At 68.4% G+C, this 25400-nt stretch carries 16 protein-coding genes; 2 read left to right on the forward strand and 14 right to left on the reverse strand.

Annotated features, from left to right (window positions below; all coding sequences use genetic code 11):
• Positions 1-26: 26 nt before the first annotated feature.
• The 8 genes from E2493_RS04290 to E2493_RS04325 form a co-directional block, all read right to left on the reverse strand.
• On the reverse strand, positions 27-2543 hold the full coding sequence (locus E2493_RS04290) for an ABC transporter permease (protein ID WP_135084072.1): 2517 nt from the start codon (positions 2541-2543) through the stop codon (positions 27-29).
• A 10-nt stretch (positions 2544-2553) separates the two neighbouring features.
• The gene (locus E2493_RS04295) at positions 2554-5034 is read right to left on the reverse strand and encodes an ABC transporter permease (protein ID WP_135084074.1); all 2481 of its coding nucleotides are present in this window, start codon (positions 5032-5034) and stop codon (positions 2554-2556) included.
• Between the two features lie 9 nt (positions 5035-5043).
• Positions 5044-7545 carry an ABC transporter permease gene (locus tag E2493_RS04300; protein ID WP_135084076.1) on the reverse strand — a complete coding sequence of 834 codons (2502 nt, stop codon included), beginning with the start codon at positions 7543-7545 and terminating at the stop codon, positions 5044-5046.
• Positions 7546-7559: 14 nt separating this feature from the next.
• Positions 7560-10055: an FtsX-like permease family protein gene (locus E2493_RS04305; protein ID WP_225421138.1), complete on the reverse strand. Its 2496-nt coding sequence runs from the start codon at positions 10053-10055 to the stop codon at positions 7560-7562.
• A gap of 103 nt (positions 10056-10158) precedes the next feature.
• A complete protein-coding gene (locus E2493_RS04310) occupies positions 10159-10716 on the reverse strand; it encodes a GIN domain-containing protein (protein WP_135084078.1) in 558 nt (185 codons plus the stop codon).
• 21 nt (positions 10717-10737) lie between these two features.
• A complete protein-coding gene (locus tag E2493_RS04315; protein WP_135084080.1) occupies positions 10738-11418 on the reverse strand; it encodes an ABC transporter ATP-binding protein in 681 nt (226 codons plus the stop codon).
• A gap of 17 nt (positions 11419-11435) precedes the next feature.
• The gene (locus E2493_RS04320; protein ID WP_135084354.1) at positions 11436-12746 is read right to left on the reverse strand and encodes an efflux RND transporter periplasmic adaptor subunit; all 1311 of its coding nucleotides are present in this window, start codon (positions 12744-12746) and stop codon (positions 11436-11438) included.
• A 135-nt stretch (positions 12747-12881) separates the two neighbouring features.
• A complete protein-coding gene (locus E2493_RS04325; RefSeq protein WP_135084082.1) occupies positions 12882-13064 on the reverse strand; it encodes a hypothetical protein in 183 nt (60 codons plus the stop codon).
• Between the two features lie 225 nt (positions 13065-13289).
• On the opposite strand from E2493_RS04325, the gene E2493_RS04330 reads away from it, so the two are divergent.
• Both E2493_RS04330 and E2493_RS04335 read left to right on the forward strand, forming a co-directional pair.
• Entirely contained in the window at positions 13290-14690 is a 1401-nt protein-coding gene (locus tag E2493_RS04330) for a sigma-54-dependent transcriptional regulator (RefSeq protein ID WP_225421139.1), read from the forward strand.
• 77 nt (positions 14691-14767) lie between these two features.
• Entirely contained in the window at positions 14768-16108 is a 1341-nt protein-coding gene (locus tag E2493_RS04335; RefSeq protein WP_135084086.1) for a sensor histidine kinase, read from the forward strand.
• A 9-nt stretch (positions 16109-16117) separates the two neighbouring features.
• Here the strand turns inward: E2493_RS04335 and E2493_RS04340 are convergent, their stop codons facing one another.
• From E2493_RS04340 to E2493_RS04365, 6 genes are all read right to left on the reverse strand, one after another.
• Positions 16118-16594 (reverse strand): RrF2 family transcriptional regulator, encoded by a 477-nt coding sequence (locus tag E2493_RS04340; protein WP_135084088.1) that lies wholly within the window; start codon positions 16592-16594, stop codon positions 16118-16120.
• A gap of 91 nt (positions 16595-16685) precedes the next feature.
• On the reverse strand, positions 16686-17990 hold the full coding sequence (locus E2493_RS04345; protein ID WP_225421140.1) for an HlyD family type I secretion periplasmic adaptor subunit: 1305 nt from the start codon (positions 17988-17990) through the stop codon (positions 16686-16688).
• Between the two features lies 1 nt (position 17991).
• Complete coding sequence (locus E2493_RS04350; protein ID WP_225421141.1) at positions 17992-19719, reverse strand: type I secretion system permease/ATPase; 1728 nt, start codon at positions 19717-19719, stop codon at positions 17992-17994.
• The gene (locus E2493_RS04355; RefSeq protein WP_135084090.1) at positions 19716-21131 is read right to left on the reverse strand and encodes a TolC family protein; all 1416 of its coding nucleotides are present in this window, start codon (positions 21129-21131) and stop codon (positions 19716-19718) included. Before E2493_RS04355 ends, E2493_RS04350 begins: the two co-directional genes overlap by 4 nt.
• Before the next feature lie 96 nt (positions 21132-21227).
• Positions 21228-23909: a phosphoenolpyruvate carboxylase gene (gene ppc / locus E2493_RS04360; protein ID WP_135084092.1), complete on the reverse strand. Its 2682-nt coding sequence runs from the start codon at positions 23907-23909 to the stop codon at positions 21228-21230.
• A gap of 28 nt (positions 23910-23937) precedes the next feature.
• Positions 23938-25389, reverse strand: coding sequence for a glutamate synthase subunit beta (locus tag E2493_RS04365; protein ID WP_135084094.1), 1452 nt, complete (start codon positions 25387-25389; stop codon positions 23938-23940).
• Between the last annotated feature and the right edge of the window lie 11 nt (positions 25390-25400).

Genomic DNA, 25400 nt, shown 5'->3' on the forward strand with positions numbered 1-25400 from the left:
GCGGGAAAGGGAGCGTTCCGCCAGCCCTATTCGTAGCGCAGGGCGTGGATTGGGTTGGCGCGGGCGACCTTCAGAGCGTGGCTGGCGATCGTGCCGAGGGCGATCACCAGGGCCAGCATCCCCGCCAGCAGGAACGGCGTCGGCCCGAGCGCGATCCGGCTGTCGAAGCCGTTCAGCCAATCGCGCATCACCCACCAGGCGACCGGCCAGGCGATGAGGTTCGCAACGATCACCGGTTTCGAGAATTGCCAGGCGAGAAGGCGGACGATGTCCCGCGAGCGGGCGCCGAGCACCTTGCGGATGCCGATCTCCTTCGTCCGGCGCTCGGCCGTGAAGGCGGCGAGGCCGAACAGGCCGAGGCAGCCGATCACCACCGCGAGGATCGCGAAGGCGCCGAACAATTGTCCGCGCGCCTCCTCACGCTCGTAAAGCTCGCGCAGGCGATCGTCGACGAACTCTGCATTGAACGGGACATCGGGGACCAGCCGCTTCCAGATGGTCTCGATGTCGGTCAGCACCTTCTTCGGCTGGTTGCCGACGTAGCGGACCATCAGCGCATTGTGGAAGTTGCGGGCGTAATAGAACATGATCGGCTGCAGCGGATCCCGGACCGAGCGGAAGCGCGCGTCCTTCACCACCCCGACGATCGTGGTCGGAACCATGCCGAACTCGGGATAGGTGAGGCCCGAGTTGACCTGCTTTCCGATCGCTTCCTGCGGCGTGTAGCCGAGCCGCTCGACCGCGCTGCGGCTCATCACCACGTTGATGCCGCGCTTGACGATCGCGCGCTCCGCATCCGGATTGACCGGGAACGGAGTGGTCGCATCGTCCATGGCCACCGCCACATCGAAGTTGCGTCCGGCGAGGAGCTCCATCCCCATGGTCGAGAAGAAGTCCGGATCGACGCCGTAGGTGCCAAGGTCGATCGACTTGGGGTTGCCCGGCAGATAGACGCTGGTCACGGAATTGTTGCCCGGATTGACGCCGATGCCGGTGCGGGCGACGGCCTGGACGCCATCGACCTTGCCGATCTCGCGCTTCAGCGTCTCCATGATCGGCTCGATCTCGCGCGCGCCGACGTTCTGGATCTGGAGCAGGCCCTCGCGCTTGTAGCCGGCGTCGGCGGTGCGGGCGTAGAGCGTCTGCGCATAGATCACGCCGGTGCAGATGATCAGGCCGATCGACACTGCGAATTGCGAGACGACGAGGATGTTGCGCAGGCTGCCGGTGCCCTGCGCCTCGGCGGCCGACTTGTTCGCCTTCAGCACTCGCGCCGGCTGGAAACGCGACAGATAGAAGGCCGGGTAGAGCCCGCCGACTCCGCCGACGATCAGCACCAGCAGCACGATCGGCAGGAGGAGGCCGCCGCTGCCCACATAGGTGACCGCGATGTCCGCATCGAGGAAGTTGTTGAACACGGGCAGGGCCAGCTCGACCATCGCCAGCGCGAGCAGCATCGCGATCGCCACGACCAGGACGGATTCGCCGAGGAACTGAACGATCAGCTGCTTGCGGTTGGCGCCGAGCACCTTGCGCAAGGCGACCTCGCGGGCCCGCTGCGAGGCACGGGCGGTGGCGAGATTGGTGAAGTTGACCACGGCCATGCCGAGGATGAGCAGGGCGATGACCGAGAAGGTGACGATCGTCCGCCGATCGTTCCCCGGGGTCATCGAGGCACGCTGCCCTTCGCCCATGTGGATGTCGCGAACGTTGACGAGACGCCAATCCTGGGTTTCGCCGGGGTTCGTCACTTCGCCGCCGGCCGCGGCACCCTGGGTGTCGTCGGGGATGTTGCGCTTCTCCCAGGCGGGGAGCTGGCGGTTGATCTCCGCGACGTCCGCGCCGGGGCGGAGCTTCGCATAGACCCAGCCGCCCTGACTGTTCCAGCTCGACAGGAAATACGGATTGTCGGCGAAGAAGGTCTTCGGGTCGAAGCGGGCGACCACGCCGAGATCGAGATGGCTGTTCTTCGGCAGGTCCTTGATGACGCCGGTGACCTTGTAGTCCCAGCTCTTGCCCTGCGCCATCAGGGTCAGGGTCTTGCCCATCGGATCGGCCGAGCCGAAGCGCTTGGTCGCTTCCTCCTCGGTCAGCACGAGCGAGCTCGTGTCGGCGAGGGCGGTCTTCGGATCGCCCTTGACGAACGGCAGCTGGAGGATCTCGAATATGTTGCCGTCGACGAAGTTGAACCGGTCGGCGAAGCTCGCCTTGCCGTCCTGCTTGATGACGGCGCCGCAGGAGCAGACGTAGACCGCCTTCTCGACCTGCGGGAAGTCCTTCAGCAGGGCGTCGCGCGAGACGAACTCCGTCATCTGGAGCTTCATCTCCTCACCGCCGCTTTCGGACGGCTTGTACCAGGCCTGGAACTGATAGGCCCGGTCGGCCTCCGGCATCCAGCTGTCGTAGCTCATCTCGTACCGGACGTAGAGCAGGATCAGCAGGCACGCGGCGAGGCCGAGCGCGAGGCCGAAGATGTTGATGAAAGCGTAGGTCTTGTTCTTGGCGAGCGCCCTGAGACCAACGGTGACGTAGTTCCTCCACATCGGCTGTTTCCTACTCGTATCTGAGAGCGTGGATGGGATTGAGACGCGCAACACGTAGAGCGTGGCCGGCTACGGTGGCGATCGCGATGGCCAGCGCCATCGCTGCGGCGACGACGAACGGACCCGGCGTCAGCGCGATGCGGACGTCGAAGCCGTTCAGCCAGTCCCGCATCGCCCACCAGGCGACCGGCCAAGCGACGAGATTGGCGAGCACGACCGGCTTGGAGAATTGCCAGGCGAGCAGCCGCACGATGTGGCGGACCTTGGCGCCCAGCACCTTGCGGATGCCGATCTCCTTGGTCCGCCGCTCCGTGGCGAAGGCGGCGAGGGCGTAGAGGCCGAGGCAGGCGATCACCACGGCGAGCGCGGAGAAGGCGGCGAACAGCGCGCCCCGTGCGCGATCGGCGGCATAGACTTCCGCCACGATCTCCTCGGCGAAGCGGCCCTGGAAGGGAATCTCCGGCTCGAACTTGCGCCAGACGCGGTTGAGCCCGGCCATGACGTCGCTGGGCCTCGCGCCGGCATAGCGAACGACGACCATGTAGGTCCGATCGGGATCGTAGCCGTAGATCAGCGGCTCGATCGCGTCGCGCGCGGTGCGGATGCGGGTGTCCTCGACGACCCCGACGATCGTCGAGGGGACGAGATCGCCGCCGTCGATGCCGACGCGGATCGTCTTACCGATCGCCGCCTGCGGCGTCGCATGGCCGAGGAGCGTCGCGGCGTGGCGGTTCACCACCACGTTGACGCCGCGGGTCGCGAGCCCCGGATCGGTGTCACCTTCCTCGGATCGCACGATACGGTCTCCGGCGTACCGGTCGCCGAGCATCCGGCCGGCGAGGAGCCGCGCCTCGATCGTCTGCAGGAAATCGGCGTCGATGCCGTAGAAGCCGATCGAGAGCCCTTCCGGCGCCCCCGGCGCTCGAACGGCGAGGATCGTCTTGTTGGTCGCGGCGACGCCGATGCTGGTGCGGCCGACCCCGACGACGCCGGGCACCTTGAGCAGCTCGCGATGCGCCGCTTCATATTCGTTGCTGTCGCCCGCGAGGCGCCAGGCGGAATCGATCTGGATGAGACCGTCGCGCCGATAGCCGGGATCGACCGTCTCGACGTGCCGGGTCTGCGAATAGATGACCGACGTGCAGACGATGAGGCCGATCGCAATGGCGAACTGGACGAGGACGAGCGCGGTGCGCACCCTTCCGCTGCCGGGAGTCTCCGCGCCCGAGCGGTTGGCGCGCAGCACCTGCGCCGGCCGGAAGCGGCTGAGGAACAGGGCCGGATAGAGCCCGCCGAGCAGCCCCGCCGCGAGCATCAGCGCGGCGGCCGGCAGCAGCACGCCGCCACGCCCGAAATAGCCGACCTCGAGATCGGCGCCGATACGCCCGCCGATCCACGGCGCCGCCAGCTCGACCACGCTGAGGGCCAGCAGCATCGCCGCCGCGGCCATGGCCACAGCCTCGCCCAGGAGCTGAACGACGATCTGCCGGCGGCGCGCGCCGAGCACCTTGCGCAAGGCGATTTCGCGGGCGCGCTGGGTGGCGCGGGCGGTGGTGAGATTGACGAAATTGATCACCGCCATGCCGAGGGTCAGCAGGGCGACGACAAGGAAGGTGGCGAGCGCACGCGGATCGCCGCCGGGCGAGAGAGCCCCGGCCTGGGCAGGACCGAGATGGACGTCGGCGATCGGCACCAGTGCGAGATCGAGAATGTCGGCCTGCGACGAGGATCTCCCGTCGATCACCTGCGGCGCGATCGTGCGCTTCTCCCAGGCGGGGAGCGCCGCGTTGATCGCGGCGGCGTCGGCACCGGGGCGCAGCTTCACATAATGCTGCTGGTTCATATTGCCCCAGCCGGCATATTCGGGTGGGGGCGCCTGGGCGGGATCCCGGCGGAAGATGACGGCGAGGCTGAGGCTGGAATTCTTCGGCAGATCCTCGAGCACGCCGCTCACCGCATAATCGCGTTTCCCCTCCCCCGCGCCGAGGCTCATCGTCCGGCCGAGAACGTCGGCGGTGCCGAACTGGCGGACGGCCTCCTCCCGGGTGAGCACGATCGAGTTGGTGTTGGGCAGCGCCCGCGCCGCGCTGCCGTGAAGGAACGGGAGCTGAAAGACGTCGAAGAAGCTCGCATCGACCGTTGCCGCATCGAGGAAAATCGCCTGGCCGTCGCGCATCGTCACGGTCCGGCCGCTGTCGAGCACGGTCAGCGCCTCGATCTGCGGAAAGCCGCCGGGAAAGCTCTCCCGGACCGGATAGGGGCTGGACTGTGAGCGCGTGACGGGCTGGCCCGGTTCATGCCAGGTCGACTGGACCTGATAGATGCGGCCGCTGTCCGGCAGCCAGCCGTCGTAGGAGGATTCGTAGCGGACGTAGAGGAGGATCAGCAGGCAGGCAGCGAAGCCGAGCGCGAGCCCGCCGATGTTGATCGCCGCATAGCTCTTGCTCTTGCCGAGAGCCCGGAAACCGACGGTGACATAGTTTCTCCACATCGGCCGTTCCTATTCGTACCTGAGGGCGTTGATCGGGTTCGACCGCGCGACGCGGAAGGCGTGGCCGGCAATCGTGCCGAGCGCGATCGCGAGGGCGGCGCCGCCTGCGAGAAGGAAGGGCGTCGGCCCGAGATCGATCCGGCTGTCGAAATGGTTGAGCCAGTCGCGCATCACCCACCAGGCCGCGGGCCAGGCAATCAGATTGGCGACGATCACCGGCTTGGAGAATTGCCAGGCGAGCAGTCGGACGATGTCGTGGGTACGGGCGCCGAGCACCTTGCGGATGCCGATCTCCTTGGTGCGCCGCTCGGCAGTGAAGGCGGCGAGCCCGAACAGGCCCAGGCACGCGACGATCACCGCCAGCAGTGCGAAGCCGGCGAAGCTCGCCGCCCGCGCCTGCTCCGCCTGGTAGAGTTCGGCGACGATCTCCTCGCTGAACTGGGCGTCGAACGGCACGTCGGGCGCCAGGCGCTTCCACACCGCCTCCACGCGATCGCGCACCGCGGCGGGATCATGCGAATCGTAGCGGACGACCAGGGCGTTGAAGCCGCGCTCGGAGAGGCGGAAGACGAGCGGCTCGATCGGTTCGCGGATGGAGCGAAGGCGGCTGTCCTTGACGACGCCGACCACGGTCATCGGGACGAGCCCGGCCTCCTCGGCCGCAATCGAGATGCCGAACTGCGCGCCGATCGCATCGGCGGGCGTGCGATAGCCGAGGCGCCGTGCCGCGAGCTCGTTCACCACCACGTTGACGCCGCGGGCGACCAGCGCGCGATCGTCTTCGAGCGTGGGCTGCCAGGGCCGCGGATCGACGTCCAGCTGCCGACCGTGATCGAGGCCGCGGCCAGCGACGATCTTCATTCCCATCGTCCGGAAGAAGCCGTCGTCGATCGTATAGCTGCCGAGGTTGATAGGCTCCTGGCGCCCCGGAATGCGTGCGCCGTTGTTGTTCTGGCTGCGGGTGGCGATTCCGATCGCGGTCCGGCCGACGCCGGTGACGCCCTCCAGCCGCGCGACCTCGCGCGCCAGCGTCTCGCTGCCTCCGGGCACGGGGCGCGCGCCGATATCGACCTGGAGCAGACCCTGGCGCGCATAGCCGGGATCCGCGGTGCGCGCATGGACGGTCTGCCCATAGACCACCGCCGTGCAGATGATCAGGGCGATCGAGACGGCGAACTGGCCGACGACGAGCACGCTGCGCAGCCGGCCCGAGCCCTCGGCCTCCGCGGTCGACTTGTTGGCCTTGAGGACCTGCGCCGGCTGGAAGCGCGAGAGATAGAAGGCCGGATAGACGCCGCCGGCCGCCCCCACGAGCAGGACCAGCAGCAGGATCGGGAGCAGCATTCCGTCGGCGCCGAAATAACGCATGGTCAGATCGGCATCGAGGAAGTGGGCGAGCAGGGGCAGCAGCAGCTCGACCAGGGTCAGCGAGAGCAGCATCGCGAGTCCGGCGACGAGCACCGATTCGGCGATGAACTGGCTGATCAGCTGGCGGCGGGTGGCGCCGAGCACCTTGCGAAGCGCCACCTCGCGTGCGCGCTGGCTGGCGCGTGCCGTAGCGAGGTTGGTGAAGTTCACGCAGGCCATGGCCAGGATCAGCACGGCGACCACCGCGAAGGTGGCGATGCTGCGGTGATCGTTTCCGGCCGTCATCGCCCCGCCCTGCGCGCGGCCGAGATGGACGTCTCGGACCGGCACCAGATCCCAGTCGCCGACATCGCCCTGGTTGACGGTGCGATCGCCGAACCTCTGGTCGGGAATGTTGCGCTTCTCCCATTGCGGCAGCGCGGCGCGGATCGCATCGACATCGGCGCCGTCGCGCAGCACCACATAGTTCCAGCCTCCCATCGTGCCCCACTGGCTGAGGAAGCCGGGGTTGGTCGCGAAGGCCGTCTGGGGATCGAACCGCGCGACGAGCGTGAACCGCAAATGCGAGTTGCGGGGCAGATCGCGCATGATGCCGGTGACGCGATGATCGGCCTTGTCGCTGCCGTTGACGAGGGTGAGCGTGCGGCCGATCGGGTCTTCCGCCCCGAACAACCTGCGCGCCTCGCTCTCGCTCAGCACGACCGATCCGACGTTGCGCAGCGCCGTCTTCGGATCGCCCTTGACCAGCGGCAGCGGCAGAACGTCGAAGAAGAGGTTGTCGACCTGGATCGCATCCTCGATCGGGATCGCCTGTCCGCCGCGAAGCACCACGGGGGAAGCCCCGAGCGCGTAGACCTGGCGCGCGATCTGCGGGAAATCCTTCGTCAGCGTCCTGCCGGTGACGTAGGGCGACATCTGCAGATCGTCCCGCTCGCCCGTGTCCGGATCGCGGAACGTGGTCTGCACCTGGTAGACCTGCTCCGCATTGGGCAGCCACGCATCGTAACTGCGCTCGTAGCGCACAGAGAGAAGGATCATCAGGCAGGCGGCCATGCCGATGGCCAGACCGATGATGTTGATGAACGCGTAGGTCCTGTTCTTCGACAGGGCGCGAACACCGACCGTGAGATAGTTACGCCACATGGCCCGTGGACTTCCTATTCGTAGCGAAGGGCATGGATGGGGTTCAGCCGGGCGACGCGGATCGCATGGCCGGAGACGGTGCCGAGCGCGATCGCGAGCGCGATCAGACCGGCGAGAAGAAAAGGCCCGGGACCGAGCGGAATGCGCGCGTCGAATCCGTTCAGCCAGTCGCGCATCGCCCACCAGGCAATCGGCCAGGCGACGATGTTGGCGAGCATCACCGGCTTGGAGAATTGCCAGGCGAGCAGCCGCACGATGTCGCGCACCCGGGCGCCGAACACCTTGCGGATGCCGATCTCCTTGGTGCGCCGTTCGGCGGTGAAGGCGGCGAGCCCGAACAGGCCGAGGCAGGCGATCAGCGCTGCGAACAAGGCGAAGCCGCCGAAGGCCTGAGCCCGCGCCTCGTCGGCGCCGTAGAGCGCGGCGAGCTCTTCCTCGGCGAAGCCGGCATCGAACGGCAGGGTGGGCAGGAGGCGGCGCCAGATTCCCTCGATCGCATTCCGCACGGCGGCGGGATCGGCTCGCTCGAAGCGCACGGCGATGTAGCGGTAGACCCCGTTATCGTAGTAGATCGCGGGCGCGACCGGATCGCGGACCGAGCGGAAACGCGCGTCCCTGACGACGCCGACGATGGTCGCGGTGGCGTTGCCATAGTCCTCGCCGAAGATCGGAATACCGATGTGCTTGCCGACCGCGGCAGCGGGTGCGCCGAAGCCGAGCTGGCGCGCCGCGCTCTCGTTGACGACGACGTTGAGGCCGCGGGCGACGATCGCGCGCGCTGCGGCTTCGGCCGCATTCTCGTCCAGTTTCTGGTCGATGGCGATGCTGTCGGCGGCATGCGTGCGCGACAGGATGCGTCCGGCGACCCGATCGATCTTCATCGTGTCGAAGAAGGCCGGATCGACGCTGTACCAGCCGAGCTCGACCGGCGCCGAGCGGCCGGGCACCACGACGCTGTTGAAGAAGGTCGGACCCTCGGCGGGAACCAGCCGCGTCGCCGACGCCGCGGTGACGCCGGGCACCTTGGCGATCTCGCGCAGCAACGTCTCCTGCACCGCCTGCGCCTCCGGATTGCGCAGGCCGCGGACGGTGAGCAGGCCGTCGCGCTGGTAGCCGGGATCGACCGTGCGGGCGAAGACCGTCTGGTGATAGACGATCGCCGTGCAGGCGATCAGGCCGATAGAGACGGCGAACTGGCCGATCACCAGCAGGTTGCGTAGGCGCGCGCTCCCCGGCGCGTCGGTCGACGACTTGTTCGCCTTGAGCACCGCGCCGGGCTGGTAGCGGGAAAGCTGGAAGGCGGGGTAGAGGCCCCCCAGCAGGCCGACGAGCAGGGTGAAGCCGACGATCGGAAGCAGCAGGCCGCTGCCGCCGAGATAGGCGAGATCGAGATCGGCATCGAGGAAGCGGGAGAAGGCCGGCAGGGTGATCTCGACCAGCGCCAGCGCGATGGTCATGGCGATCGCCACGACGAGCAGGGATTCGCCGAGGAACTGGCCGACGAGCTGGCGCCGCTTGGCGCCGAGCACCTTGCGCACCGCCACCTCGCGAGCGCGCTGACCGGCCCGGGCCGTGGCGAGATTGACGAAGTTGATCACCGCCATGCTGAGGATCAACAGAGCGACGATGGTGAAGGTCACGATGGTGCGCATGTCATTGCCGGGACGATCGCCGCCCTGGGCGGGTCCGAGGTGGATGTCGCGAACGTTGGTCAGACGCCAGTCGGTGGTGGCGGCGATGTCGCGGCCGCCGATGTCGCGTGCCGGCACATTGCTCTTCTCCCAGGCCGGCATGCGGGCGTTGATGCTCGCCGCGTCGGCGCCGGGCTTCAGCTTCGCGTACGCCATGCCGTTGACACAGCCCCAGGGGCAATCCTCCTCCTCGGCCGAGTTGAAGCGGCGCACCATGGTGAGGTCGAGATGGGTGTTGCGGGGAAGATCCTCGAACACGCCGGTGACGCGCAGATCGAACTTCTCGCCGCCTCGCGCGGTGGTGAGCGTCCGGCCGACGACATCGGTCGTGCCGAACAGCCGCATCGCCTCGGCGCGGCTGAGGGCGACGCTGTCGGTGTCGCGAAGCGCGCCCCGCCGGTCGCCGGCGATGAACGGCAATTGGATGATGTCGAAGAAGCTGGCATCGGCCGCCGCCGATTTCTCGACGCCGATCGCGTTGCCGCCCTGGAGCACGACCGCCGGATCGGTCTCGAGCTTGGCGATCGATTCGATCTCGGCGAAATCGCCGGCCAGCGCGTCTCCGATCGGGCGGGTGACCGCCTGCATCGCGATGTTCTGGCCGGTTTCCGGATCGGTTCCGAACGTCTGGATCTGGTAGACGCGGTCCGCTTCCGGCAGCCAGGCGTCATAGCTGGTCTCGTAGCGCACGTAGAGGAGCAGGATGAGGCAGGCGGCGAGGCCGATCGCCAGGCCGACGATGTTGATCGCCGCATAGGTGCGGTTCTTGGTCAGCGCCCGATAGCCGACGGTCAGGTAATTGCGCCACATCTCGACCATTCCCCTTCGTCCTTGCCCCACAGGCCTCCCCCTGCCGCTCGCGCGGTTCCCCGCCGCGGCGCCAAAGGGATGAGCAAGGCAGCCGCGGCGAGGATGGGTAAGCTCAATCGGCGCGCGTCACTTCGCCGCCGCCGTCGACGACGACCGTCTTGTGCGGATCGCCCCGGTAGACGACGTTGCCGCCGCCCTTGATCGCCGCCGCCAGCGACTGCTGCGGGTTCGTCCTGATCACGCCGCCGCCCTTGATCGAGGCGGCGACCGCCTGTGTCCGCATCGCATCGGCGTCGATCACGCCGCCGCCGGTGATGCTGGCGGCGAGCGCCTTGCGGGCCGGGAACGCGCCTTCCGCGACGATCGAGCCGCCGCCGGTGATGGCGAGCGCGTGGACGTCGGGAGTCACGATCTCGACGACCAGATCATAGTCGCGGCACGTTCTGGTGCAGGCGCGGATCTCAAGGCCGCCATTGCGGACGGTGAAGCGGCTCGTCTCGAGGTTCCCGCGCAGCAAGGTGACTTTCTGCGCCGCGCCGTGACGGATGCGCACCTCGCCGCCGCCGGTCAGCGCGACGGCGTCGAACCTGGCGACCGGTACGACCGTTTCGGCCGAGGCGGGCACTGCGACGGACAGGAACAGCAGGGCTGCGGCGGGCCGGATGCGCATCGTCTTCCTCCCTGGACCCGATCAGGCCGCGCGGCGCCGCTCGATCAGGATCTTCCCGTCGAGCATGTTGACGACGCGGCCGGCGTAATCGGCGTGCGACGGCGAATGGGTGACCATGACGATGGTCGAGCCCTCGCGGTTGAGCTGCTGCAGCATCTTCATGACCTCCTCGCCATGCTGGGTGTCGAGGTTGCCGGTCGGCTCGTCGGCGAGGATCAGCTTGGGGTTGCCGACCAACGCGCGGGCGACGGCGACGCGCTGCTGCTGGCCGCCCGAGAGCTGGCTCGGCCGGTGCCGTGCGCGGTGGGCGATGCCGACCTTGTCCATCACTTCCTCGACGCGGCGGCGGCGCTCGGCCGAGGCGACGTCGTGATAGAGAAGGGCGAGCTCGATGTTCTCGCGCACCGAGAGCTCGTCGACCAGATTGAAGCTCTGGAAGATGAAGCCGATGTTCTGCTTGCGGACGTCGGCGAGCTTCGCCTCCGGGAGGCCGGCAACCTCCTGGCCGTCGAACACGTAGGAGCCGCTGGACGGGCTATCGAGCATGCCGACGATGTTCAGCAGGGTCGATTTGCCGCAGCCCGAGGGGCCCATGATCGCGACGAACTCGCCGTCTGCGATCTCGAGGTTGATCGAATCGAGCGCCGTCGTCTCGACGGTGTCGGTGCGGTAGACCCGCGACAGTTCCCGCATGGTCAGCATAGCAAGTGGCTCCTCTCTTAGCTGTCGAGGTCCAGCCGATCGCGATCGGCGAAACCGGTGTAGGGCGAGGTGATGACGCGTTCTCCGGCGTCCAGGCCTTCGAGCACCTCGATGTAATCGGCATTGCGGCGGCCGAGGCGGACGTTGCGCTTGACCGCGCTGCCGCCGCCCGGGGCGACCACAAACACCCAGGCGCCGCCGGTCTCGTTGTAGAAGGCGCCGTTGGGGATCAGCAGGGCGGGCGTCGGATCGCCGAGCGTCAGTCGCACCTGCAGCGTCTGTCCGCGCTGCAGCTCCGGCGGCTCCTGACCGATGAAGTGAAGGTCAACCTCGAACGCGCCGTTGCGCACCTGCGGGTAGATCTTGGCGACCTTCGCCCTGTAGCTCTTGCCGCCGGTATCGACCGTCGCTGTCTGCCCCGCCTCGACCCGGCCGAGATAGAATTCGTCGACGCTGGCGACGAGCTTGTTGCGGCCGGCGCTGTCGATCTGGCCTAGGCGCTCGCCGCGGTTGAGCGACTGGCCGACCTGGATCGAGAAAGCGGTTAGCTGGCCGGAGACCGGCGCGCGCAGATTGAGCGCGTCGAGCGTGGCACGGGCGATATCGAGGCTGCCGCTCAACGAGGCGTTGGAGGCGCGCAGCTGGGCGAGCTGGCTGCCCTGCAGCCGCTGGTTGATGCCCTGCGCCCGGCGCAGCGCGTCGACCCGACGCTGGTTCGAGACATATTCGTCGCGGCTGTCCTGGAAGGTCTTGGCCGGGATGAAGCCTTTCTCCATCAGCGGCTTCTGCAGCTCGTACTGCCGGCGCGCCTTGTCGGCGGCGAGCTGCGCCTCGATGACCGCGCGTTCGTCCTGGATCTGGGTCTGGGCGAGCGCGAGCTCCTGGCTGCGCATCGAGTTGACCTCGCGAGACACGTCCGACTGGCGGGCGAGCAGGTTCAGCTGAAGATCGGAATTGGAGAGGACGGCGAGCAGCTGGCCCTGCTGGACCATGGCGCCGTCCTCGACCAGCACCTTCTCGACCCGGCCGCCTTCGACCGCGTCGAGATAGACGGTGAGCAGCGGCGTCACGCGGGCGCGGAGCGGCAGGAAGTCGTCGAAGCGGCCCTTCTCAACGGTCGAGACGGTCAGTCTGTCCGAGGCGACGTTCTGCGTGTTGGCGCTCGGGGCGAAGACGTAGAAGAGGATCGCCGCGAGCAGCACGGCAGCGGCTGCGATCGCGATCTTAGCGTTCTTCGGCAGGCCCTTGCGGACCACCACTTTGTCCATCGCACCCCCGGTCGGAGGACCGGCTGGCTTGTCGGTCGACTGCATCGATACCACGCTCATCTTCACCTCACGCTCCCGGCGCAGCAATCATCGTGCCAAAAGCCGACACCCGCCGGCGCGAGCCGCAGAATGGCGCCGGCGCCCTTCTCTGTCCGGAAACGGACAGAGACTGTACGGCGCCGGACAGGCTGCAGCTCACAGGCTGCTCGTCTCACAGAGCAGGGACACGCTGGCGGCGTCGTTCGCGCAGGCGGCGGTCGCCGCCTGGGCGAGGCGGTCTTGAGCGTGGAGCTCCACCGGCTCGAGAGCGGCGAACATCATCGTCACCGAAATCGCCATCCACACGGCGCTCCCCAAGATGGTCTCGAACTTCTGCATTGTCAGTCTCCCTGAAAGACCAATCCCCTGTCGAAGGGAGACGGAGCAGGAGGCGTGCCAAGCGGCAGAAATGGCGGATTTCCGCCGTTCCCGCAGACGATGCGAGTGACCGATTGTTCGTTATCGCACAGAAATGACCGCCCGCGGACGCTTCGTGTTCGCCGACGGACGCAAGTGGCACGATTATTGTTTGTCCGATTTCGTTCAGAGGATAGGAGTCGGAACGTGGTACGGGAGGGGAAGCCATTCGCGCGGTGCGTCGTGATCGACGACGATCCGGACATCCTGTTGTCCGCACGGCTGCTGCTGCGCGATCTTTTCCATGAGGTCGCGACCTTTCAGAGTCCAGAAGAGGCGTTGCCCTCGATCGACGGCGAGGGCGCCGACGCGATCCTGCTCGACGCCAATTTCGGCCGCGGCGCGACCAATGCGGCGGAAGGGTTCCACTGGCTGGGCGAGATCCTGAAGAAGGACCCCCAGGCGGTGGTGGTGATGATCACCGCCCATGGGGGCGTGAACATTGCCGTGGAGGCGATGAAGCGGGGCGCGACGGACTTCGTCTCCAAACCCTGGGCGAACGAGCGGCTGCTCGCCACCGTTCGGACGGCGGCGTCGCTGCGCAGCTCCCGGCAGGCCGTCGCGCGGGAGCGCAAGCGTGCCGTCGCCATCGCCGCGCCTGCCGCCGGGGCGGAGACCCCTTTGCTCGGCCACAGCGGCGCGATGCGCCGCGTCTTCTCGTTGATCGAGCGGGCCGGCCCGACCGAGGCGAACGTGCTGATCCTCGGCGAGAATGGCACCGGCAAGGAGCTCGTCGCGCGCGAGCTCCATCGCCGCTCGCGCCGCGCCGACAATGTCATGGTCTCGGTCGATCTCGGCGCGGTGGCCGAGAACCTGTTCGAATCCGAGCTGTTCGGCCATGTGAAGGGCGCCTTCACCGACGCCCGCGGCGACCGGGTGGGCCGGCTGCAGGCAGCGGACGGCGGCACCTTGTTCCTGGACGAAGTCGGCAACCTGCCGCTTCACCTCCAGCCCAAGCTGCTGACCGCGCTCGAGCAGCGCCAGGTGGTGCCGGTCGGCGCCAACCGGCCGGTGCCGATCGACGTCAGGGTCATCGCTGCGACCAACCTGCCGCCGGAGCGGCTGGCCGACGAGGGCCTGTTCAGGCCCGACCTGCTGTTCCGCCTGAACACGGTCGAGATCGAGCTGCCGCCGCTTCGCGAGCGCCGCGAGGACGTACCGGCGCTGATCGAGCATTATGTCGCGCTGTTCTCCAGGAAGTACGGCAAGCCGGTGCGGTTGCTTCCGCCCGACGTGATGGCGGCGCTCCAGGCCTATGACTGGCCGGGCAACGTCCGCGCGCTCCGCCACGCCGCCGAACGGGCGGTGATCCTGGCCGCCGACGAGGTCTTCACGGTCGAGGATTTCTCGCTTTCCCGCTCGCCGGCGCCGCGCGCCGCGGTCGCCGCGCCGCCAGCGCTCGGCGCCGACCTCAACCTAGAGCGCGCCGAAAAGCAGATGGTCGAGCAGGCGCTGAAGAAGCACGCCTACAACATCTCGCTCGCCGCCGCCGAGCTCGGCCTCACCCGCGCCTCGCTCTATCGCCGCATGGACAAGCATGGGCTGTAGAGTGGGAGAGAGCCGGCCGCCGATGCCCCCTCCCCTCCCCCGTAAAGGCGGAGGGAGTCCCACCGGCATGCGGCGCGATGGCGTTTAAGGCGCGCTTCCTCGCCGGGCTGGCATGGCGGGCCCTGCTCTTGCTCGCCACGGCCTTCGCCTTCGTGGCGACGATTGCCATGCCCGGATTCGGCGCGGCGCGGCTGCTCGCCGGCGGGCTTTGCGCCTGGGCATTGTGGGCGTTGTGGCGCTACATCCAGCGCACCAACCTGGAGCTCGCCCGCTACCTCGAGGCCGTGCGCCTCGGCGACCTTTCGCAGAGCTTTTCCCAGCGCACCGGCGGCAGCGGCTTCACCGAGGTCGGCGAGGCACTCGAACAGGGTATCCGGCGGCTGCGGGAGGAGAGGCACCGCCATTGGGACGCCAGCCGCTTCTACGAGGCGGTGCTCGACGATGCCCCCACCGCCCTGCTCACCGTCGATTCCGAAGGCCGGATCGAGCTGGCCAACAAGGCCGCCCGCCGCTTGTTCATCCGGCACCACGGAGTCCGGCTCGAGGATTTCGCCGCTTATGGCGAGACCTTTGCCCAAGCCCTGATCGACGACGCGATCGGCCGCCCGCGGCTGGTACCGCTGATGCTCGACGCGATGCCGCAGACCGCGATGCTCAGCGCCGCTCTGGTCCACCGTCTGGGCGGCACCGTACGAGTCATCGCCGTCCAGCCGATCCAGGGGGAGCTCAACGCCGTCGAGATCGCCGCCCAGTCGGACCTCGTGCGGGTGCTCACCCATGAGATCATGAACTCGATCACCCCCGTGACCTCTCTGGCCCGGACGGCCGCCGATCTGATCGCCGAGATCGATACAGGGAGCGATCCCGCGATTTCCGACGCGCGCGCCGCGGTCGAGACGCTGGCGCGCCGGGCCGACGGCGTGATGCACTTCGTGGAGAGCTACCGGCAGATCAGCCGCACTCCGGAAGTGCGCCGCAGGCTGTTCGCCGCGGCGCCCTGGGCGCGGGAGCTGGAGGCCCTGTTCCGCGCCGGCGACGTCTCGCAAGGCGTTCGCCTCAGCCTCTCGGTCTCGCCGGAGACGCTCAGCATCGACGTCGATCCGGACCTGATGTGCCAGGTGCTGATCAACCTGCTGCGCAACGCCGCCGAAGCCGCGCGCGGCCACAGCGACAGCCCGCACGTCGACCTTTCCTTCTCGCTCATCCCGGGCGGGCGGGTGCAGATCGAAGTCGGCGACAATGGACCGGGTGTCCCCGACAGCCTGGCGCAGGACGTCTTCCTGCCCTTCTTCACCACCAAGGCGAAAGGCACCGGCGTGGGGCTGAGCCTGGCGCGTCAGGTGGTGCTCGCCCACCGCGGATCGATCGGGCTCGATACCAGCCCGAGCGGCGGGGCGCTGTTCCGGATCATCGTCTGAGCAGCCGGCTCAGCCGGCCTCGCTCGCCATCGAAAGCGTCTCGTCCCGCTGCGCCGGATCGTCGGCGAACTGATCTGCGGGAATGGCGTCGGCAAGGGTGAGCCCGTCGAGGATCCGCGCCGTCTCGTCGCGGACCATCAGCATCACGCGATGCAGCCGGCATTTGTCCTCGGTCACGCAATTCTTGCACGGTTCATAAGCGAGGCGGCTGGCGCACGGCAGCAAGCCGAGCGAGCCGCGCGTGAGGCGGACGATTTCGCCATAGCTGATGTCGGAGGCTGGGCGGGCCAGCCAATAGCCGCCTTCTCGGCCGCGACGGCTGGCGACGAGCCCCTCGCGGATCATCTGCGAGAGCATCACCGTCAGGAACTTCGGCGGAATGTTCTGCGCCTCGGCAATCTCGCTGAGCTGCACCGGTCCGGCACCGGTCCGGTCTGCCAGGTGAAGCAAAGCGCGAATTGTATACCGCGTCCGTTGAGAAAGCATGAGACCTCATGAACCCTCACCGCGCGAATCGCAACCGCGCGGGTGTCCTTCCGGCCTCGCCTCTCTTTCCCTGCAGGCGCCTATCGGCAGCCTACTCGCGGAACGCGGTCTCGGTCAGGCGGGTGATCGGCGTCAGGATGTACTGGAGCACGGTGCGCTTGTCGCCGAGCAGGCTGACGTTCGAGACCATGCCCGTGCCGATCGGCAGCGATCGGCCGCTGCGATCCTTGAGCGCATTGGCCGTGGTGCGGACCTGGACGGTGTAGAAGGTCTCGCCGGTCCGCTCGTTCAGCACGGCATCGGGCGAGATCGCCACGACGACGCCGCTGAGCGACCCGTAAACCGAGGGATCGTAGGCGGTGATGTCCACCTTCGCCTTCTGGCCGATCTTGACGAAGGCGATGTCCTGCGGCCGCACGTGCGCCTCGACCAGCAGGCTCTCCTCGGAGGGGACGATCTCGACCAGCGGAGCACCGGGCGCCACGGCGGCGCCGACCGTCGTCACCAGCACGCGGTTGACCCGGCCGGGAAGCGGCGCCTTCACCGTGGTCCGCGCGACCCGCTCGGCCAGCGCCGGCAAGGTGGAGCGGCGGGCCGAGAGCTCGGCCTGGGCCGTGGCGAGCTCGTTGCCGGCGAGGGCGCGCCAATCCTGGCGCTGCTGGTTCAGCGCGGAGACCGCCTCGCTGACCGCGGCACGGGCGCGGGAGATGGTGGCGGCGGAGGCCGAAGCCTCGCTCTGCGCCACGGCATAATTGCTCTCCGCCTGCATCAGCGACAGGCGCGGCTCGATGCCTCGCTCGACCAGCGGCCGCAGGATGCGAACCTCACCGGCGCGCGCGTCGCGGGCCGCGACGCGGGCGGCGTAGGTCGCCTCCGCTTCCTGCACGGCACGCTGCGCCTGCTGGATGCGGGCGTTGCCGGCGTTCACGACGCTCGCCAGCTCCGCCATGCGCGAGGCGTGGAGCGCGCGCTCGATGGTGATCTGGTTCTGGGTGACCGCATCGCGGGCCGGCGGGTACGCGGGCTCGCGCCCGGCGACTTCCGCCTGCAGACGGGCGATCTTCACCGCCAGCGCATTGGCCGAGGCTTCGCCGCTGCCGAGTTCCGAGCCGGTCTGGGTCTGATCGAGGCGGATCAGCTCCTGCCCCGCCTTCACCTGCTGGCCGGTGCGGACGAGGATCGCCTCGACCACGCCGCCCTCCAGGTTCGAGACGGTCTGGAGCTGGGAAGAGGCGATGACGCGGCCGGAGCCGCGAACGGTGCGATCGAGCTCGGTGAACGCCGCCCAGATCACGAAGATCAGGACGAAGGCGAGGATCGCCCAGAGCAGGATGTTCGAGGCGGTACGCGGCCGCAGGCGGTCCGCATAATCCTCGAGGTGGCGCATCTCGTTCATGTCAGGCCGCCTTCGGTCGGGTGATCTGCTTGAGCACGTCGTCGCGCGGTCCGTCCGCCGCCACCCGGCCCTTCTCGATCAGGATGATGCGGCTGACCAGCTGCAGCAGCGGCGGACGGTGCGTGATCAGCAGCGTCGTCCGCCCGGCGAGCTCGGTCTCGAGGCGCTGGATCAGCGCCGTCTCGGTCTGGGCGTCCATGGCGCTCGACGGCTCGTCGAAGACGACGATCGACGGGCGGCCGGCGAGGGCGCGGGCGATGGCGATCGACTGGCGCTGGCCGCCGGACAGCCCCTCGCCGCGATCGGCGAGGCGCAGATCGTAGCCGTTGGCGATCTGCCCCATGAAGCTGTGGGTGCCGGAGAGCTCCGAGGCGCGGAGCATCTCGGCATCATCGACGCCTTCACGGCCGAGCACGATGTTCTCCCGCACCGAGCCGGTGAGGAGCACGCTTTCCTGGAGCGCCACACCGATGTTCGCCCGCAAATCGAGAGGATCGAGCTGGCGTATGTCGCTGCCGTCGATCATCACCAGCCCGTCCTCGGGCGGATAGAGACCGAGGACGAGACGGGCGATCGTCGATTTGCCGGAACCGACCCGTCCGAGCAGCGCGACGTGCTCGCCCGGCTCGATGGTGAAGCTGACCTCGTCGAGCGCCTTCTCGGGCGCGCCGGGATAGCGGAAGCTGACGTTGCGGAACTCGATCCGACCCTTGAGGTCGCGCAGCTTCAGCGCCTCGCCCTGCGGCCCTTCCGGCGGCATCGCCATCAGCTCGTTGAGCTGGCGATAGGCGGTCCGGGTGGAGGTGATGCGCGAGAGCAATTGCGAGATCTGGGCGAGCGGGGCGACCGCGCGGCCAGCGAGGATCGAGCAGGCGATCAGCCCGCCCATCGTCATTTCGAGCGCGGCGATCTTCTCGACGCCGACGATGACGACGCCGGCGTAGGAGACAGTGCCGGCGGTCGTGGCGGTGGTGATGCCGATGCTGGCGATCAGCCGCTGGCGCATCGAGCTGTCCGAATGCTGGACCTGGGCGCGCGACCAACGGTTGGAGAGCAGCGCGCCGGCGCCCGACGCCTTCACCGTCTCGAGTCCGCCGATCGTCTCGACCAGCACCGACTGCTTGGCCAGTCCCTCGCCCATCGCGCGCGAAGAGAGACGGTCCATGGCCGGCTGGGTGAGCAGGCCGACGCCGATCACGATCGGGATGGCGAGCAGCGGCACGAGCACGACCGATCCGCCAATGACCCAGACGACGAGCAGGGTGAGCAGGATGAACGGAAGATCGACCACCGCGGTGAGCGTCGCCGAGGCGAAGAACTCCCGGAGCGCCTCGAGCTCGCGCATCAGCCCGGTGAGCGCGCCGGTCGACCCCTTCTTGAGGTCGAGCCGCAGATTGAGCAGGCGGTGGAACAGGGTCTCGCCAACCTCCTTGTCGATCGCGGCACCGGCCATGTCGACGAAATAGGCGCGCAGCAGCTTCAGCATGAAATCGAAGATGACGACGATGGCGAGGCCTATGGTGAGGCCGATCAGCGATGAGGTGGCGTTGTTGGGCAGCACCCGATCGTAGACGGTCATGCTGAACAGCGCCGTCACCAGGCCGAAGATGTTGATCATCACCGCGGCCAGGGCGACCTTCATGTAGGTGCTGCGGTTGCGGCGCATCGGCTCCATGAGCCAGGGCGCGAACCGCGGCTTTGGAGCGGCGATGTGGAGATCGTTGTTCACTTCTGTCCTCCCACGGTCGCGGGATCGATGGCGAGCGCGTCGAGCAGCCCGCCGGTCCTGGAAAGCAGCACGTAGCGGGCCGCGTCGAGCTCGCTCAGCGCCTGGATGAATGCGGTCGCCGTCTCGAAATAGGCGTCCTCCGCCTGGACGACGTCGAACAGGTCTCCACGCGAGTTGATGAACCGCTCGAGCAGGACGTCGCGCGAGCGGCGGCTGGCGATGTAGCTCGCCTCCAGGGCCTGCAATTGCTCACGCAGCGCCTCGACATCGGACCAGGCGATCGACGCGTCGCGCGCGGCCTCCTCGCGGACGCGGCTGGCGCGGGCATCGGCCTGCTCGACCCGCGCCTCGGCCTGGGCGACGCGCGCCTCGGTGCCGCCGAACAGCCGCTGGCGCATCGTGACGCGGCCGCGGATATCGTAATCGCGATCGTTCTCGAACACGCCGTAGCGACCGGCGTCGATGCCTGCGCTGATCTGCGGCATCCGGTCCGCCTTCACCGCTTTGGCCTCCTTGCGCGAAGCGTCGGCCGCCGCCTGGGCGGCGCGGGCCGCCGGGGTGCTGAGCGCGGCGAGGGCGGCCGCGTCGCGCGTCATCGCCGGCAGCTGGGCCACGGGCGCCCGCTCGAGATCGGGCGGCGGCGGCGCGCCGGTCAGCTCGGTATAGCGCGCCTCGGCATTGGCGAGCAGCCGGCGAAACCGAGCCTGGCGGGTCTGCGCCGAAGCGAGGTAGCTCTCGACCCGGGCGGTATCTCCGGGCGCGGAAACGCCCTGGCGGATCCGCTCCGCGACGGCGTCGCGAAGCTCCTCCTGATTGGCGATGAAGCCATGGGTGACGGCGACCACCGCGCGGGCCGCGAACACGTCGTACCAGGCCCCGACGGCGGCCAGAGCGATACGGTCGGCACCGGCCTCGGCTTCGGCCGCGGCGCTGCGCAGCCGGGCGCCCGCTGCTGCAACCCGCGCGCCGCTGGCGCCGAAATCGAACAGTGTCTGCGAGACGTTGAGGATGGCGTCGGTGCGCTGGTCCGGGCGCGAGCGTTCGATGATGTTGCTTGGGTCGTTGGAAAAGTCGCGTGCGATCACCTTGTAGGAGGACACGCTGACGTCGATCGACGGCAGCCGGCGTTCCTCGGCCTCGGCATAGAGTGCCCGCGCCTCGGCGCTCAGCGCGCGATTCTCCAGCGTTCCCGGGTGGCGCGCGACCGCAGCGCCGATCACCGACCGGAACTCGGCCTCGGGGGCCTGGCTTTGCGCCATCTGCAGGATCGGATCCTGGGCGGGATCGATCGCCAGCGGATCGCTGGTCGGCCCGGGAAGCGTGGCCGGCGGTCGCGGCGACTGCGCAAGGACGGGGGCACCCGCATGAAGCGAGACGATTAGCGCGATCGCCTTAGCGGCCGAAGACCTCATGCCCTATTCCCCCCTGCCGGGGATTAGCCGCGATCGTCGGGCAAGACTAGAAAAACTTCACGGCGGCAAGGGATTGGGCCGGCCCCCGGCCGCACCTCAGCCGGAGTTGCGCAGCGCCGTCGCGACGGCGTTGATCGACAGCTCGATCCCCTCGCGGATCCGGGGATCGCTCTCCCCCGCACGATGTCGCTTCAGGAGCTCGATCTGGAGCAGGTTCAGCGGCTCGATATAAGGCAGGCGGAGCCGGATCGACGCGTCCAGCGCGGGCTTCCTCTCGAGCAGGCGCGACTGGCCGGTGATCGACAGCAGGCAGTCGTGCGTCCGCTGCCAGCCGTCGCGGATGCGGCCGAAGATGCCGGCGCGCAGCGCGTCGTCCCGCACAAGCGCCGAGTAATGCGCGGCGATCGACATGTCGGACTTGGCGAGCACCATCTCGAGATTCTCCAGCGTCGTCCGGAAGAACGGCCAATGCTCGTTCATCTCGCGCAGCAGCTCGACGTCGGCGAAGCCGCTCAGCGCCTCGCCGGTGCCGTACCAGCCCGGGAGCATGACCCGCGCCTGGGCCCAGCTGAACACCCAGGGAATCGCGCGCAGGTCCTCGATCCGACCGGAGGTGGTCCGGCTGGCCGGGCGCGAGCCGATCTTCAGACCGGCGATCTCGCCGATCGGAGTCATTTGCCGGAAGAAATCGGGGAATCCCGCCGTCTCGTAGACGAGGCCGCGATAGCTGCGAAAGGCCGCGCCGGAGATCTCCGCCATCGCCTTGTAGAAGGTCTCGCGGCGGCGCTCGGACCTCTTCTCCAGGCTGGCGAGGATCGTCGCGGAGGCGATCGCCTCGAGATTGGCTGCCGCGCTGTCGCGCGTACCGTATTTGGCGGCGATCACCTCGCCCTGCTCGGTGATCCTGATTCGGCCGCGGACCGTGCCGTTCGGCTGCGCGCGGATCGCCGAGAAGCTCGAGCCGCCGCCGCGCCCCACCGCGCCGCCGCGGCCGTGGAACAGCTGCATCGCGGCGCCCGCCTCCTCGAACACCCCGGCAAGCGCCCGGCTCGCCTGGTGCAGCGACCAGACGGAGGTGAGATAGCCGCCGTCCTTGTTGGAATCGGAATAGCCGAGCATCGTCTCCTGATGGCCGCGCGCGGCGGTCGCGCCGGCCACCTCGGGCAAGGCGAGCCATTCGGCCATGACACCAGGGCCTCGCTCGAGATCGCCGATCGTCTCGAACAGCGGCACCGCCATGATGTCGGCTTGCGCGGGATCGCCCGGATGCCACAGACCGGCTTCCTTGAGGAGGATGTTGACCTCCAGGAGATCCGAGACGCTGTCCGCCTTGGAGATGATGTAGGCCGTAATCGCCGCAGGGCCGTAGAGCTGGTGCGCCTCGGCCGCGGCGCGGACGATGTCCAGTTCCGACCGCGTCTCGTCCGAATAATCCGCGAAGGGGTTGGCGAGCAGCCGGCCGCCGGCAAGCTCGTGGCGAAGCAGCGCGACGCGCTCGATTTCGCCAAGAGCAAGATAATCGGACTCGACACCGGCGACGCGAAGCAATTCGGCGACGACCCGCTCGTGAACGTCGGAGTTCTGACGAAGGTCGAGCGTGGCCAGGTGAAAGCCGAACGTATCGACGGCGCGGATCAGGCGCCCGAGGGCACCGGTGCCGGCGAACAGGCCCGATCCGGTACGCTCGAGCGAATGGGCGATGGCGGCTAGATCGCGACGGAGCTCAGCGGGCTGCCGATAGGGCTCCGCGGCGACGCTCGCGGCGCGGACCGGCTCCCGACCGGCGAGGCTGCGATAGGTCGCGGCAAGCCTGGCGTAGATACCGGTAAGCGCGCGGCGATAGGGTTCGTCGGACCGGGCCTCGGACGGGTCGTGCGAGACGTTGGCCAGCGCGGCGACCTCGGGCGTGACCTCGGCGAGTTCGGTCGACAGCGAAAGTTCGGCGCCGAGGGCGTGAACCTGCTCGAGATAATAAGCCAGCACGGTCTGGCAGGCGCGGCGAAGAGCATCGCGCAGAGATGCCGCGGTGACGAACGGATTGCCGTCGCGATCGCCGCCGATCCAGCTGCCGGGCTTCAGGAAGCTCGGCGGACGGCTGCCGAGCACGCGCTCCCAGCGCGCATAGAGCATCGGCAGCACCGGCACGAAGACGTCTCGCAGATAGGCGAGCGCGGTTTCCACCTCGTCGGCGACATAGAGTTTCTCGCGGCGGAGCGGCCGCGTCTGCCAGAGCAAGGCGATCTGGCGAAGCAGCGCCTCCTCCACCAGCTCGCCGTCCCGCGTCTCCTGTCGACCGGCATCGCGCTCGCTCATCAGCTCGGCGATGCGGTTGCGGTGATCGATCATGCTCTTGCGCCGCACCTCGGTGGGATGGGCGGTGAGCACGGGGACGATCAGCGCCCGTTCGAGCATTGCCGCCACGGCAGCCTCGTCGAACCCTTCGCGTTTGAGGATGGCGAGCGCGTCCTCGACGCTGGCGCCGGGCTCGCGCGTGATGCCCTGGCGATCCTCGGCAAGGTTGGCGAGCATCGAGAAGAGCATGAACCCGCGGACGAAGGCGAGCGTATCGTCGAGGCTCAGATCCTCGAGCCCGAGATCCGCGCCCGGGGCGATACCGCGGTGGCGGTCGACCGAGGCGGAGCGGATATGCTCGATACGCCCGAACAGGACCTCGCCGCCGTATGCACGAATGACGTCGCCGAGCAGCTTCCCGAGATAGCGTATGTCGGGGTTCTGCTCGATCGGCGGAGCTTCGCGAAGCGGCCGGTGCTCGTTCAATCAGCGTCTCCTCGGCCCCATGAACGTCTCAAGCCGCTCGTTGGATCTCGGCGGAGAGGAACGCGTCGACCCTTTCGGCGCATTCCCGGCCCTCGCGGATCGCCCAGACGACGAGCGACTGCCCGCGGCGCATGTCGCCGCAGGCGAAGATGCGCGGGGTCGAAGTCTGGAAGCCGCCGAAATCGGCCCGCACCGCACCCGAAGGGGCGAGATCGACGCCGGAATCGGCGACGACCCCTTCCCTGCGCGCGCCGGTGAAGCCCATCGCGAGCAGCACGAGATCGGCCTTGATCTCGAACTCGCTGCCGGGCACCGGCTGGATGATCGTCCGCCCATCCGGCCCAGGGACCATTTCGGAGCGGGCGCAGCGCACACCGGTCACGCGGCCGTCCTCGCCGACGAATTCGGTGGTGACGACGGAGAAATCGCGCTCGGCCCCTTCCTCCTGGCTGGAGGAGGTGCGCAGCTTGAGCGGCCAGTGGGGCCAGGTCAGCGCCTTGTTCTCGCGCAGCGGCGGCTGCGGCATGATCTCGAACTGGGTGACGGAAAGGGCGCCCTGCCGGTTCGAGGTGCCGATGCAGTCGGATCCGGTGTCGCCGCCGCCGATGACCAGGACGTGCTTGCCCGCGGCCGAGATCGTCCCCTGCGGCGCCGCCCGCTCCTCCGCGTCGCCGGCGTTGCGCTTGTTCTGCTGGGTGAGGAAATCCATTGCGAAATGGACCCCGTCCAGGTCGCGGCCCGGCACCGGCAGGTCGCGCGGCTGCTCGGCGCCGCCGGCAAGGACGAGGACGTCGTAATCGTCCATCAGCCGCTCGACCGAGACGTCGACGCCGACGTTCATGCCGCAGCGGAAGATCACGCCTTCGATCTCCATCTGCTGCATGCGCCGGTCGAGATGGCTCTTGTCGAGCTTGAAATCGGGAATGCCGTAGCGGAGCAGGCCGCCGATCCGGTCGTTCTTCTCGAACACGGTGGGGGCGTGGCCGGCGCGGGCGAGCTGCTGGGCACAGGCGAGCCCGGCAGGGCCGGAGCCGACGATGGCGATGCGCTTGCCGGTACCGCGCCGCGCGGATTGCGGCTTGACCCAGCCCTCGCGCCAGGCGTTGTCGGCGATCTCGCACTCGATCGACTTGATCGTGACCGGTGCGTCGACGAGGTTCAGCGTACAGGCCGCCTCGCACGGCGCCGGGCAGATCCGGCCGGTGAATTCCGGGAAGTTGTTGGTCTGGTGGAGCCGGTCGATCGCGGCCTTCCAGTCCTGCTTGTAGACGAGATCGTTCCAGTCGGGGATGAGGTTGTTGACCGGGCAGCCGCCGTGGCAAAACGGGATTCCGCACTCCATGCAGCGCGACGCCTGCTTGGCGACGACGTCCTTGCCCGGCTCCTCGACGAATTCGTCGAAGTTCCTCAGCCGCTCCTCGGGCGGCACGGCACCGCGGTCTCGGCGGTCGACTTCCAGGAAGCCGGTCGGGTTACCCATCGTGTAGCTCC

This window comes from Sphingomonas parva (ex Maeng et al. 2020) (assembly GCF_004564275.1).
Lineage (GTDB): Bacteria > Pseudomonadota > Alphaproteobacteria > Sphingomonadales > Sphingomonadaceae > Allosphingosinicella > Allosphingosinicella parva.